Here is a 14957-nt window from a genome sequence, read left to right as displayed (position 1 = left end):
GTGGCAAGGGGAGGGGAACGCGTGTCCGTCACGCACCAAGACTTACGCACGGCCGTGGCCGATGTGCTGGGGCTGGACCCCGGTGACCTCGAGGACACGGATGACCTTGTCGCCCTGGGATTGGACTCCTTGCATGCGATGACCCTCGCGGGCATGTGGCGGCGGGCCGGAACTCCGGTGAAGTTCGCCGAGCTGATCGAACGCCCCACGCTGGCCGACTGGTGGGCGCTGCTGTCCGAACGCGACAGTTCTCCGACGCAGGACCAGGTCGAAGTGGATGAGAGCGAGCCGTTCGAGCTCGCACTCATGCAACATGCCTACTGGGTCGGCCGGGCCGAGGGACAGCAGCTCGGCGGTGTCGCGGCGCACTTCTACCACGAATTCGACGGCGTGCACGTCGATCCTGATCGACTGGAGGCGGCGGTGCGAGCGTTGTTCGCCCGGCACGGCATGCTGCGAGTGCGAATCCTGGACGACGGCCGCCAGCAGATCCTCGCGGAAAGCCCGTGGCCAGGGCTGAAAGTCCACACCGAGCCGGATCTGGCTGAGCTCAGACGAGAACTGTCCCACCGCGCGATGGACATCGCCGCTGGCGAGGTGTTCGACGTGCAGCTCTCCCTGCTGCCCGACGGCCGGACCAGGATCCATGTCAACTTGGACATGGTCGCCGCGGACGCGTTGAGCCTCCGGGTCTTGATGCGTGATCTCGCTCGGCTGTACCGGGGTGAAACGCTGTCACCGTTGGAGTTCAGCTATCCGCGCTACCTCGGGCAGCGCAAGGCGGTCAAGACCGACGAGCGTGCCAAGCAGTACTGGCAGGATCGGCTGGCTGACCTCCCCGGCGCACCGCAGCTCCCGGCCGCGATGTCCACTGAGAACACTGTTGTTCGGCGGCATCGGTGGCTTGACCCGCAAGCCATGCGAGGCTGGGAACAGCGGGCGCGTCGGGCCGGTCTGACTCCGGCGATGGCGTTGGCCGCCGTGTTCGCTGAGACGTTGACGGCATGGAGCGCGGAACCGGAGTTCCTGCTGAACCTGCCGTTGTTCGACCGTGAACCCCTCTGGCCGGACGTGGCCGGGCTGGTCGGCGACTTCACTTCTTCGGTTCTGCTCGCCTGGGACGGCCGCACTCCCGGCAGTTTCGCCGAACGCGCATCCCGCCTGCAGGACCGTTTTCACGCCGACGCCGTGCACTCAAGCTACTCCGGAGTGGACGTTCTGCGCGACGCGTCCCGCATGGCGGGCGAGCAAGTGATTGCCCCGGTCGTCTACACCAGCGCACTCGGCCTCGGCGAGTTGTTCGATGCGGAAGTCAAGGAGTGCTTCGGCGAACCGTCGTGGATCATCTCGCAAGGACCGCAGGTCTGGCTGGACGCTCAGGTGACCGAGTTGAACGGTGGCTTGCTCGTCAACTGGGACGCCCGTGAAGACGCCTTCGCGCCAGGTGTGCTCGACGCGATGTTCGCCGCGTACAGCGATCTGCTCGATCGGCTGCTGACCAGTGACGAAGCCTGGTCCCAGCCGGTTACGTGGGTGACTGGACAACGTCCCCAAGGTCCAGCGGCCGAAGTCACCTCGGACCGGTTGCACGACCGGTTCTTCGCCCGTGCCACCGCTGAGCCAAACAGGACAGCGCTGGCTTGGGGTGAGAACAACACCCGGACTTACGGAGAGCTGGCGACCCGGGCACTGGCGATCGCCGGAGCACTCCAGGCGAGAGGAGTGCAGCCGGGTGATCTCGTGGCGGTCTCACTGCCCAAGGGACCAGAACAGATCGAGGCCGTTCTCGGTGTGCTGGCGGCCGGTGCCGCGTACCTGCCGCTGGGTGTGGACCATCCTGCGGCCCGTCGTGAACGGATTCTGGCCACAGCGGGCGTGAAGCTGGTCTTGGACGAGCCGATCACGGCCGCGCCGTTGGACGCCCCGGTCGCGGGCGCCGCCACGGATCTGGCCTATGTGATCTACACGTCGGGCTCGACGGGCGAGCCCAAAGGCGTCGAGGTGAGCCACGCGGCCGCGATGAACACCATCGACGACCTGATCGCCCGGTTCGAGATCACCGATGCGGACCGGACGATCGCGCTGTCCGCATTGGACTTCGACCTGAGCGTCTTCGACGTGTTCGCCCCACTTTCGGCTGGCGGTGCGGTTGTGCTGATCGACGAGGCGTCCCGGCGCGATGCTCACGTATGGGCTGACCTCGTCCGACGGCATCACGTGACAGTGGTCAACTGCGTACCCGCATTGCTGGACATGCTGCTCACCGCCGACGGCGATCTTCCGCTGCGAGTCGCGATCGTCGGAGGTGACTGGGTCGGTACGGACCTGCCCAAGCGAACGACCGCTCGGTTCGCTGGTCTCGGCGGCACCACCGAGACCGCGATCCACTCGACCGTGTGCGAGGTCGAAGACGTTCCCGAAGGCTGGACGTCGGTGCCGTACGGGACTCCGCTGACCAACGTGCGATGCCGGGTGGTCGACGCACTCGGCCGGGACTGCCCGGACTGGGTTCCCGGTGAGCTGTGGATCGGCGGCGCGAGCGTCGCGAACGGCTACCGCGGCGATCCGGCGCGCACAGCGGAGAAGTTCCTGACGGTCGATGGCATTCGCTGGTACCGCACGGGTGATCAGGCCAGGTACTGGCCGGACGGCACGATCGAGTTCCTCGGCCGCAAGGACTTCCAGGTCAAGGTCCGTGGGCAGCGGATCGAACTGGGCGAGATCGAGGCGAGCCTGACTGCTTGCCCCGGGGTGGGCAGGGCAGTGGCCGTCGTGGCAGATGGCCGTATCGCCGCCGCGGTCACGCCTCCCGTCACACCGGTCCAGGTGACCCCGAGCGACGGAATCGCGGAAAGCGAAGACGGTCCGTTGATCGCGGCTTATCTGACGCATCTGCTTGGCTTGGCGCCGAGCGTGATCAGCAGGTTCGACGCGGTCGCGAAGCTGTGGCGTGACTGGCTGCACGGCCGCACACCACAGGCGTGGCGCGAAGCCCGGCACAGCACCTCCGGCGCCTGGCTGTCGGGTATCGCCGACGCATTGGATGCGCGAACCAGTGACTTGCTGAACATCCTGAAAGGCAACGCGGATCCATTGTCCTTGTTGGACGATCCGGTGCTCGCGCCCGAGGCATTGCTGCACGCGCTGCCGGATTCCGCCTCCGCCATCACAGCCTTGGCGCAGGCGGTCGCCGATCAGGCGAAGGTCCTGGGCCGTCCGGTCCGGCTCGCCGAGCTGGGTGCGCGGTCTGGGCTGACGGCCGAGCGCTTGCTCGCCCACTTGCCCGCTGACGTCGTGCAGTACACGCTCCTCGACCCCTCAGCGAGCCATTTGGCGGACGCCGCGGACCGGCTGCCTGGCGTCACGGTCCGGAAATTCACCGGCGATACCGTTGATGACGATCTCAGGCACCGCTTCGACGTTGTGCTGTCGTTCTGTTCTCTGCACACCTATCCAGACCCAGCCACCGGACCCGCGCTCGCGGCTCTGCTCCTCGCGCCGGGTGCCACGCTGTGGGTCGTAGAGCAGCCCGTGCTGCTGCCCTTGGCGCTGATCTCGGCAGCGTTGCTGGAAGAGGGGTTCCGCAACGGTTCGCCGATGCTGGACACGACACAGTGGACAAAGCTGGTCGCAGCGGCAGGGCTGACCGAGATCGAGTCCAGCGTGAACGGAACACTCAGCCACATCAGGGCCACGCGATCCAGCGAGACCATCGGTGACCTGACCGCGTTTGTCGCAGAGCGTCTGCCTACGGCGATGGTGCCGGACCGGATCGCGGTCCTGCCCAAGATGCCACTGACTTCCAACGGCAAGATCGACCGCCCGGCGCTCACGCGAATGCTGAGCGGACAACGTGCCGTGGCCACCACACCACCGGCGACCGAGATCGAACGCCGAGTGGCCGAAGTCTGGGGACACGTGCTCGGGTTGTCCGAGATCGGCCGCGAAAACGACTTCTTCGAACTCGGCGGCGACTCGCTGCTGGCGACCCGGACCATCGGCCGCTTGCGTGCGGCAGGTCTCAACGGCGTGACGCTGTCGGGGTTGTTCGCATCTCCGACCGTCGCGGACTTCGCGAAGACCCTGACGTGGACGGACACAGTCACTGATCATCGAGTGGTCGCCGACGTGGCGAACCGGCATGAACCGTTCCCGGCGACGGATGTGCAGCGCGCGTACTGGATCGGCCGGGGCAGCGGACTCGCCCTGGGTGGCGTCGGAACCCATTTCTACAGCGAGTTCGACGGTCAGAACGTTGACTTGCACCGGCTGGAGCTGGCCTTCGGCAAACTGATCGAGCGGCACGAGATGTTGCGTGCGGTGTTCGACGAGGAAGGACGCCAGCGGATCCTGCCGGCAGTGCCGCGGTTCACCATCCCAGTTCTCGACGGTGACGTCGATGATCTGCGGGATGCGATGTCCCATCAGGTGCTGAACCCCGAGCAGTGGCCGCTGTTCGACGTGCGGGCCGTGCGTTACGGCGACCGCACACGGATCGGCATCAGCCTAGACAACATCGTCCTCGACGGCCTGAGCATGATGGTCGTCTACTCCGAACTGGACAAGCTGTACAACGATCCGGACGTCGGACTGCCGCCGATCGACGTGTCGTTCCGCGACTACGTCCTGCAGGTGAGCCCCGAACCGGCCGCGCTGGAGCGTGCCCAGAACTACTGGCGGGAGCGGGTTCCGCAGTTGCCGCCGGCTCCGCAGCTCCCGCTGCGGATCGATCCATCCACAGTGGACACACCGCGGTTCGTCCGGCGTGAGGCCTTCCTGGACACGGCGAAGTGGGAGCTGCTGAAGGAACGCGCGAAGAACCATGGTCTGACGCCGTCGACCGTCCTGCTCGCGTGCTACGCCGAAGTGCTGTCGATGTGGAGCGGCGGGCATGCGGTCACGGTCAATCTGACGTTGTTCGACCGCCGGGAAGTGCACCCGCACATCAACCGGGTCCTCGGTGACTTCACATCCTTGCTGCTCGCGGCGTATCAGCCGAACTCGACCTGGCTGTCCAGCGCGCGGGCGTTGCAGGAACAGACCTGGCGCGACCTGGATCACCGGGACGTCTCGGCGATGTGGGTCATGCGGGAACTGGCCAAGGCGCAGGGCGCGGCCCAGGTGGGGATGCCGGTGGTGTTCACCGGGGCGCTCGGGGTCGATGACGAGGCCTCGTTCGACGTGTCGGGCGCGTTCGGCGAGCGGGTCTGGGGGATTTCCCAGACCCCGCAGGTGTGGCTCGACCTGCAAGTGCACGAGACCAAGGGTGGTCTGAGCTACGCACTGGACGCGGTCGAGGAGTTGTTCTTCGACGGGGTCGTCGGCGAGATGTTCGACGCACTGGGCGTGATGCTCGACTGGTTGACCCGAGAGGACTGGGATACGGCGGTTCCGCGTCGTACCTACCCCGTGCGGGAGAAGGTGAACGCGACCGGTGAGCCGCGTGGTGGCCTGCTGCACGCGGGCTTTTTCACCCAGGCCGAACAAGAGCCAGGCCGGGTCGCCCTGATCTGGGACGGCGGCGAGAGCACGTACGGCGAGGTGGCCGACCGAGCCCTGCGAGTGGCGGCCAAGCTCCGGAAAGCCGGGGTGGAGCCGGGTGAGCTGGTCGCGGTCTCGATGCCCAAGGGCCCGGACCAGATCACCGCGGTCCTCGGCGTGCTGGCCGCAGGTGCCGCGTACGTGCCGATCGGTGTCGATCAGCCAGCGGCCCGCCGGGACAAGATCAGCCAGGACGCCGGCGTCCGGCTGGTGCTCCAGGACATCGACGATCTCGGCGAACGTCTGGACGGACCCCTCTCGAGCGAGCTCGCGTACGTGATCTACACCTCGGGGTCGACTGGTCAGCCCAAGGGTGTGGAGATGACCCACGCCGCCGCGATGAACACCGTGGACGACATCAACACGCGATACGGTGTCGGGCCGGACGATCGTGTACTCGCGGTGTCCGCTTTGGACTTCGATCTGTCCGTGTACGACATCTTCGGCCTGCTGTCGGTGGGCGGCGCACTGGTGTTGATCCGCGAGGACGAACGCCGGGATCCGCAAGCCTGGTTGCGGTACGCCAACGAGCACGCGGTGACCGTGTGGAACACCGTGCCGACGCTGTTGGACATGCTTCTGGTCACCGGTCAGCACCGGTCGTGGCCCGCGAGTCTGCGGCTGGCCTTGGTCTCGGGTGACTGGGTCGGGCTCGACTTGCCCGGAAGGCTTCGCCAGACCGGCGATTGCCACCTGGTCGCACTCGGCGGCGCGACCGAAGCGGCCATTTGGTCGAACGCCTTCGACGTGACCGAGGTACCGGCGCATTGGGTGTCCGTCCCGTATGGATTTCCGTTGCGTGCGCAGCGGTATCGCGTTGTCGACGGACAAGGCCGCGATTGTCCGGACTGGGTGCCCGGCGAACTGTGGATCGGTGGCGCCGGAGTCGCCGATGGTTACCGGCGCGACCCGGCCCGAACGGCGGAGAAGTTCGTGATCCGGGAAGGCGCCCGGTGGTATCGCACCGGCGACCGCGGCCGGTATTGGCCAGACGGGACGCTGGAGTTCCTCGGCCGGGTGGATCACCAGGTCAAGGTTCGAGGACACCGCATCGAACTCGGCGAGATCGAAGCCGCGCTCACGTCGCATCCCGGCGTGAAAGACGGCTACGCGATTGCTGTGGGTGAGCCGTCACGCCGCAGGCTGGCCGCGTTCGTCGTGCCGAGCGGCGACATCGACGGTTTGACAGACCACCTGCGTGACCACCTTCCGGCCTACGCGGTGCCGGGAAGTGTGGTGGTGCTGGACGAAGTGCCGTTGACAGCCAACGGAAAGGTCGACCGTGCGGCGCTGGCCAAGCTGACCGCACCGGAGACCGTCGACGAGCAGCCGGTCGGCGAGACCGAGCGCATGCTCGTCCGGCTGTGGCTATCCATTTTGGACGAACCGGTGATCGGCAGGCACGGCCACTTCTTCGCATTGGGTGGCGACAGCCTCAGTGCGACCCGGCTGGTCGAGCGGCTGAGGCGGGATCACGGGGTCGAACTGACCCTTCGCCAGGTGTTCGCCGCACCCACCGTGGCCGAGCTGGCCGCACTGGTCGACGACTTGAACTCGATGGAAGAGGGCACGCTGTGACGATCTCGGGGACGACTTCGGGGACAGCACTGGACACCTTGTTGGACGAACTCTCGGCACTGGGTGTTCAGCTCTGGGCTCGCGACGGCCAACTGCGTTTCCGTGCGCCACAAGGAGTGTTGACGGCCGAACACCGCGAGGTGCTGAAGGCGCACCGGGACGAGTTGATGGCACGCCTGCAGACCACCGAGCTGACACTCGTTTCCCGCCCCGACGACGCGTTCGAACCGTTCCCGCTGACCGACGTGCAGGCGGCATACCTCCTTGGCCGGACCGAGGCGTTCGACTACGGCGGCGTCCCGTGCCACGGCTACCTCGAAGTCTTCCTGGGAGATGTCGCACCTGAGGCTGTCGAGCGTGCCTGGAACGAACTGATCAAGCGCCACGGCATGTTGCGTGCGGTCATCGACCCGGCAACCAGTGCTCAACGAGTGCTGCCTGAGGTGCCGGAGTTCCGGATCGAGGTCACTGACCAGTCCGCCGCCGAAGTCAGGGCCGAGCTGAGTCACGCGAAGTACGACCCAGCCGTATGGCCGTTGCACACGCTGAAGATCACCCGTGACCACAGTGGAATTCTGTTGCACGTCTCGGTCGACCTGATGGTGGCCGACTTCGCCAGCGTGCAGATGCTGCTCGGCGAACTGCGCATGCTGCTGCGCGATGAGGCGTTGCCACCATTGGACATCACGTTCCGTGACTATGTGCTCGGGCAGCGTGCGTTACGGGAGACCTCGCGGTACACAAAGGACCGCGAGTACTGGTGGAACCGGATCGACGAGCTGCCAGGCGCGCCGGACCTGCCTGTCGTTCACGGCGGGTCCGGTGGCGGGCCGGTCCGGTTCCACCGCCTGCAACGACGACTGCCCACACAGTCGTGGAAAGCGTTGCGGGCCAAAGCAGCGGAACAAGGCCTGACACCATCGGCCGTCGTGCTGGCCGCGTACGCCGAGGTGATCGGCCGGTGGAGCACGAACCAGAAGTTCACCGTCAACATGCCTTTGCAGAACCGGCTGGCACTGCACGAGCAGGTCTGCGCGTTGATCGGTGACTTCACCTCGGTGAGCCTGCTCGCGGTGGATCTCACCGAGCCGGCGGGCTTCGCGGACCGGGCTCGGACACTTGGCGGCCAGCTCTTGTCCGATGTGGACCACAGGTTGTGCTCGGGTGTCGAGGTGATCAGGGAACTCGGCCGCAGGCGTGGCCAGTCGGAAGCCTTGATGCCGGTCGTGTTCACCGGCGTGCTGGGTGCCTCGGACTCGGACGAGATCCGCTACGGCATCAGCCAGACGCCGCAGGTGTGGGTGGACTGCCAGGCGGTCGAACAGCCCGATGGCCTCCTGGTCAGCTGGGACGTCCGCGCGGGCGTGTTCCCGGATGGCTTGGCCGAGGACGCGTTCGGCGCTTTCCTCGACCTGTTGGAGTCCCTTGTGGACGCGTCATGGCTGGCGCCCGCGTCGATCGAGCTCCCAGCGGCACAGCGAGAACGACGTGCCGCCGCGAACGCGACGGAAACAGTGTTGCCGACGGGCCTGCTGCACGAGCCGATCCTGCGGCAGGACCGCGACCGCGTGGCCGTGATCGCGAATGGGCAGCAGGTCACGTACCGCGAGTTGCTGGCCCGCGCGGGTGGCGTGGCCAAGTCGCTTGGGCAGGTGCGCGGCGAGATCGTGGCCGTGCACATGGACAAGGGCATCGACCAGATCGCTGCCGTGCTCGGAGTTCTCCTCGCTGGCGGCACCTATCTGCCGATCGACACCAACCAACCGCCTGCTCGGCGTGAGCAGGTCCTCGCCGACGCGAACGTGCGGACCGTACTCACCGAGATACCGGCACCGGCGACGTTCGAGCCGGTCGAGACGGACCCTGGGCGGCCGGCGTACGTGATCTACACCTCCGGATCGACCGGCACGCCGAAGGGCGTGGTGATCAGCCATGAAGCCGCGCGCAACACCATCGAGGACATCAACTCCCGGTTCTCGGTCGGTCCCGAGGACAAGATCCTTGGCTTGGCGCAGCTGGGGTTCGACCTGTCGGTGTACGACATCTTCGGGGTGCTGGGCGCGGGCGGCACGCTCGTGCTGCCCGATCCCGACCGGCGCTCGGACCCATCGCACTGGGCCGAATTGATCACCGCGCATCGCGTGACGCTCTGGAATTCGGTGCCCGCGCAGGCTCAGATGCTGGCCGATCACCTGGTCAGTTCGGGCGGCTCGGTGCCCTGCTTGCGGCTGGCGTTGCTGTCCGGCGACTGGATCCCGGTGACGCTGCCGGACCTGCTGTGGAGCCGGATCCCCGGGCTGCGGCAGATCAGCGTCGGCGGCGCGACCGAGGCGTCGATCTGGTCGATCCACCACCCCATCGAGGCTGTGCAGCCGGACGCGACAAGCATTCCGTACGGCAAGCCACTGGCGAACCAGACCTTCCACGTACTCGACGACAAGATGCGGCCACGCCCGGACTGGGTGCCCGGCGAGCTGTACATCGGTGGCGCCGGTGTCGCACTCGGCTACCTCAACGACCCCGACAAGACCGCCGATCGGTTCGCCGCTGGCCTCTACCGGACCGGTGACCTGGGCCGATACCTGCCGGACGGGGAGATCGAGTTCCTCGGCCGCCAGGACACCCAGGTCAAGATCCGCGGCCATCGGATCGAACTCGCCGAGATCGAGGCGGCTCTCGGCACCCATCCTGGCGTCAGTGCCAGTGCGGTCGTCGTGCACGGCGAAGGCCCGCTGCACCGGCAGCTGGCCGCGTTCGTGGAGCCCGACCGGCACACTCAGGAGTCCGTGGACACGCTGTCCGGGCCGCTGGCTGTTGCTGGTGCGAGCATCGAGGCCCAGTTCACCGAGGCGGCAATCAGGGAGTTCAGCACGGCCCTCGACACCGCCGAACTGATCTCGGCCTTGGCCGCGTTGCGCGACGCCGGACTGTTCGCCGACGTGATGGTGACTCACGCCGAAGACGAAGTTCTCGCCGTGGCAGCGGAGCAACACCGGCCGCTGCTCAAGCGGTGGCTGGCGGTCCTGGAGGCCGAACGGCTCCTTCGTTTCGAGGACGGCACGTATCGGCTGGAACCGGGCGTTCCGGATGTCGACACGGCTCGCGACGATCTGACCTGGGGAATTCAACGGCACATCCCTGGGCAGGAGGACGTCAAGCGGGCTTGGGCGCGGGTGCGCGACGCGTGGAACCCGGAGCTGAGCCCGTCAGCCCTGATCGACTACCTGGAGGCTCACGCGCTGAGGTTCGGTGAGCTGATGCGTGGCGAGCTCGACCCTGTCGGCTTGCTTTTCCGCGATGGCCGCACGGATATCGCGGAGGCCGCGTACCGGGACAACGCGATGGTCCGGTACATGAACAAGATCGTCGCGTCGGCGGTGCGGAAGCTGGCGCCACGCCGGATCCTGGAAGTCGGTGCCGGTGTCGGTGCCACCACCCAGGCGATCTTGTCCGAAGTGGACCCGGCCGAGTACGTCTTCACCGACGTCTCCCAGTTCTTCCTCACCGAAGCCGAGAAGCGGTTCCCGGGGTTGACGTTCGCGCTGTTCGACATCGACCGGCCGCCTGCGGAACAGGGCATCGCCGGTGGTTTCGATGTGATTGTCTGTGCGGGTGTGCTGAACAACGCCCGGCACATCGGCCGGACTCTTGCTTGGTTGCGGGAGCTGTTGGCACCGGGCGGCCGGTTGATCGTCACCGAGCCCACTCGTGAGCACTACGAAGTCATGGGCTCACAAGCGTTCATGATGACGCAGCCGGAGGACCTCCGGGCCGAGACCGGCATGACGTTCTACACAACGGAACAGTGGATGACTGAGCTCAATGCCCAGGTCTGCCTGCCCGCGTCCGGCAGCCCGCTGGAACCGTTGGGCCAGCACGTGTTCGTCAGCCACGCCACCGCGCCCACGGTTCAGGTGCCGGACCTGGTCGACCACCTGATCGCCCGGTTGCCGGAGTACATGGTGCCGCCGGTGATCCAAATCGTCGACGCCTTGCCGCTCACCGCGAACGGGAAGGTGGACCGGCGGGCGCTGGCCGAACTGGTCACCGTGGCGGAACCCGAGGTCGCCAGCGACGGTGAAGCCCCACGGGAGGGCCTTGAGGCGCAGCTGGCCGAGATCTTCGGACGAGTTCTCGGCCTGCCGCCGATGCCACGGGACCGCAGCTTCTTCCAGCTGGGCCTGGACTCGCTGCAGCTGGCGCAGGTGGCAGGCCAGCTGCCGCAGGAGATCGACCTGCCCGGGGAGATCTACTTCGACAGCCTGCTCCGGCAGTTGCTGCACCAGCCCACGATCGCGGACCTCGCCACCTACCTGCGCGGGCTGGATCAACCAGCGCGGGAAGCGGTGGCCACGTCGCCGATCATCCAGCTGGGTGGTTCCGGAGGCGCCACCGTGACTGTCCTGGTGCACGAGGGCATCGGCACGATGTCGCCGTATCGCGCGCTGGCCGACCAATTGGCCGCTCGTGGACCGGTGATCGGGCTCGGCGTCACGGACGTCCAGTCCTATCTGGACATTCCGGTGGACGTGGTGGTCGCCAGGCGTGCCGCGGACTACGCGGACGCCCTGATCGCCGAGGGATATTCGAGCGTGCGCCTGGTCGGGTACTGCCTCGGCGGGTTGCTCGCGGCCGAGGTCGCCAACGCGTTCACCGAACGTGGCGGCACAGTCGAGAACCTGGCCGTGATCAGCAGCTATCCGCCCTCGTTCGAGGTACGGGAGCCGCTGCTGATCGAGCACGCCTTCGCCAAGGTGCTCGGGGTCGACCCGGTCGCCCTCGGCTACCCGGACGACGAAGAAGGCCTTGGCCGGGCATTGTCCCAGGTGCTGGCGGAGAACCCGGGCAAGGTCCCGGAAGGCACGCTGGCCACTCAACGGGCCGAGCCGGAGATCGCCGCCAAGCTCGACGCGTTGTCGCAACGTTCAGCGGCCCAACGGCTTGCCGCGTTGAGCGACGCTGCGGGAGGCGAACACCTCGCCGGGCTGTATGAGGTGTTCTCGCACAGCTTCAGCGCCGCGAGCAGGCATCAGCCGGGACCGTACGTCGGGTCGATCACGGTGGTGCGCCCACGGGACGGGTTGCGGCTGCTGGCCGGCATGTCGGCGTTGATCTCGGACTACTGGGCCGACGTGTGCCTCGGCGACTTGGCGGTCGTCGAGGTGCCGGGCGATCACTTCAGCTGCATGACCGCGCCGCACGTGATTGAGCTGGCGGAGCGTATTTCGTGATCGGAGTTCTTGGCGCGACCGGTGCCGTCGGATCCGCGGTGATCCGGCGGCTGGCCGGTCATCCACTGCGCACGGCCACTCGTGCGCAGGTCACGGATGCGGACGCGTTGCGTGAGTTCTGTTCGGGCTGCGATGTGGTCGTGAACTGCGTGGGGTTCGGGGATCGGATCGCGCGGGTGGCACTGGACGCGGGTGCCCACTATGTCGATGCCGGTGACGGGCTTGCGGTCAGCGGTAACCGGGTCGCGGTCACTGGTGCGGGCGCGATGCCTGGCGCGTCAGGCTTGCTCGCGAGGTATCTGGGCGGCTCGGAAGCGTTGACGGTGTACGCCGGTGGCTTGTACCGGTTCAGCGCGGCCGCGGCTGCGGATTTCGTTGTGGCTGACCGGTCTTTGGCGTCGGCAGCTTGGCGGGACGGGACTGTCCGATATGGCTCGCTTCCTGTGCAGTCCGAAGTAGAGTTGCCGTTCTTTCCACAGCCAGTGACGGCGCGGCCATATCTGTCCGTTGAGGCGCAGATTGTCGCGCGGAAGATGGGACTGGTTGAGGCGAACTGGTACACGGTGTTCGACGGTCACGCGATCCAGCAGGTCCTGCGCAACCCTGACCCGCAGCGGTTGATCGCCGCCAGTGCACTCGATTCGGCGGGTCGCACGCCGTATCTCGTGATCACGGCCTCGATGGGCGGCCGGACCGTGGTGTTGCGTGGATTTGACGGCACAACGTTGACGGCGGCGATACTCGCTCATACAGCTGAAGTCGTTGCCACGCTTCCTGTTGGCACTCACTATGCGGCCGATGTGCTCGATCCGGGGCCCACTTTGGAACCACTTGGCGTGTTCGAGGCGTCCAGGATTGAGGAGGGCGCACTGTGAAGGTCGTCGTCTGCGGGACCGGGTTCGGCCGGATCTACCTGCGTGGGATCGCCGCAGATCCGCGGTTCGAGCTCGCCGGGATTCTGGCGCGGGGGAGCGAACGGTCTCGCGCTTGTGCCGACGAGTACGGCGTTCCCTTGTACACCAGCGCCGAGGAAGTCCCGGACGTCGACCTTGCCTGTGTCGTCGTGCCGAACGGAGTCGGTGGCGGGCCGGGGGCACACCTCGCACAGGAATTCCTGGAGCGGGGGATTGGGGTGTTGCTGGAACACCCGATCCACGCCAGGGAACTCGCCGATTGCGTCCGGGTGGCCACGCGCAGGCAGGTTCCGTTCCACGTGAACACTTTCTATGTGCACCTTGAGCCAGTCCGCCGGTTTCTGGCGGCAGCCAAGGAGTTGCTCAAAACGCAGCAGCCGTTGTACGTCGAAGCCACCGGCGCGGTGCACGTCTCTTATGACCTGCTGGACATCGTCGGGCACACAGTGGGAGCGCTGAATCCCTGGGCGTTGGCAGACCCGCCGGAGGTCCCGGCGCGTGTGTTGGGTGCGACCACAGGCCGGTTTCCGTACCGCACTCTCGATGCGGTGATCGGCGGTGTGCCGGTGACCTTGCGGATACACAACCACGTGGACCCGCGCGATCCGGATCATCACACGCACCTGCACCACCGCGTGGTGCTCGGCACCGACGCGGGCACGCTGACGCTGGCCAGCACACATGGCCCGGTGCTGTGGAGCCCGTCGATGCAGGTCCCGAAAGACGGGGAACTGGCGACAGTTCCCGGCGTGATCCCGATCGGGCCGCCGACAGCGCCCAGTGTCCGGGAGACGTTCGACTCCGTGTGGCCCGCAGGTGTCCGGCACGCTTTGGATTTCGAGCAATCGAAGGGGATGCAGTACTACCTCACCCTGTCCAAGCTATGGGAAGACCTGATCAACCGGCTCGGCTATCCGGTCGAGGTGTCGAACCCGCCAGTGCGGCCAGTCCCGGCGGACGACCTGATCGCGGCGGCCGAGGGGGCAAGGTGAGCGCGACTCTGCGGGTGCTGTGCTTCCCGCACGCAGGCGGCAACGCCAGTTTCTATCGCGAATGGACGTTCGGTCCGTCGGTCGAGGTCGTACCCATCCAGTATCCGGGACGCGGCCAACGGATCAACGAGCCGCTGCTGACGTCGATGTCCAAACTGGCCGATACGATCGCGGCAGAAGTGGCCCCACTGGCCAACATGCCGATCGCGCTGTTCGGCCACAGCCTCGGAGCGGCCGTCGCCTACGAAGTTGCCCGGCGTCTGCCGCGTCCTCCGACCAGGTTGATCGTGTCCGGCCGTGGCGCGCCCACTGTGCCGTCCACCACAACATCGCACATGGGCACGGACGACGAACTGGTCGATGAACTGACCAGGCTTGGCGGCACCGCATCGGGCCTGCTGGCCAACGACGAGGTCCGGTCGGTCCTGCTGCCTGCCGTACGGGCCGACTACCAGGTCAGCGAGACCTACCGGTGGAGCCCAAGTCCGCCGTTGTCGTGCCCGATCACCACGCTCACCGGAGATCGCGACCCGGAAGTGACGCCGGACGAGATGGCCGGCTGGGCCGAGATGACCACCGGGCCGCTCACCCGGCACGTCCTGCCCGGCGATCACTTCTACCTGGTCCCGCGCCGCGCCGAAGTGCTGCGCCTGTTGCGTTCCGGGCTTGCGGTGGCACACCGCTGGCCTTCCACACCCTAG

General features: G+C 66.8%; 5 protein-coding genes. All 5 read left to right on the top strand.

Annotated features, from left to right (window positions below; all coding sequences use genetic code 11):
* Window positions 1–21 precede the first annotated feature (21 nt).
* Genes B9C43_RS56640 through B9C43_RS08850 form a run of 5 tightly spaced genes read left to right on the top strand, consistent with a single transcriptional unit; the run spans window position 22 to window position 14957 of the window.
* Complete coding sequence (locus B9C43_RS56640) at window positions 22–7119, top strand: non-ribosomal peptide synthetase (protein WP_235038501.1); 7098 nt, start codon at window positions 22–24, stop codon at window positions 7117–7119.
* On the top strand, window positions 7116–12350 hold the full coding sequence (locus B9C43_RS08865) for a non-ribosomal peptide synthetase (protein WP_084425409.1): 5235 nt from the start codon (window positions 7116–7118) through the stop codon (window positions 12348–12350). Before B9C43_RS56640 ends, B9C43_RS08865 begins: the two co-directional genes overlap by 4 nt.
* The gene (locus B9C43_RS08860; RefSeq protein WP_084425408.1) at window positions 12347–13225 is read left to right on the top strand and encodes a saccharopine dehydrogenase family protein; all 879 of its coding nucleotides are present in this window, start codon (window positions 12347–12349) and stop codon (window positions 13223–13225) included. The genes B9C43_RS08865 and B9C43_RS08860 overlap by 4 nt, the downstream gene beginning before the upstream one ends.
* On the top strand, window positions 13222–14256 hold the full coding sequence (locus B9C43_RS08855) for a Gfo/Idh/MocA family oxidoreductase (protein WP_084425407.1): 1035 nt from the start codon (window positions 13222–13224) through the stop codon (window positions 14254–14256). Before B9C43_RS08860 ends, B9C43_RS08855 begins: the two co-directional genes overlap by 4 nt.
* Complete coding sequence (locus B9C43_RS08850) at window positions 14253–14957, top strand: thioesterase II family protein (RefSeq protein WP_200825463.1); 705 nt, start codon at window positions 14253–14255, stop codon at window positions 14955–14957. The genes B9C43_RS08855 and B9C43_RS08850 overlap by 4 nt, the downstream gene beginning before the upstream one ends.

Source organism: Kibdelosporangium aridum (assembly GCF_900176515.1).
GTDB lineage: Bacteria > Actinomycetota > Actinomycetes > Mycobacteriales > Pseudonocardiaceae > Kibdelosporangium > Kibdelosporangium aridum.
This window is presented reverse-complemented; position numbering and strand designations above follow the sequence as displayed.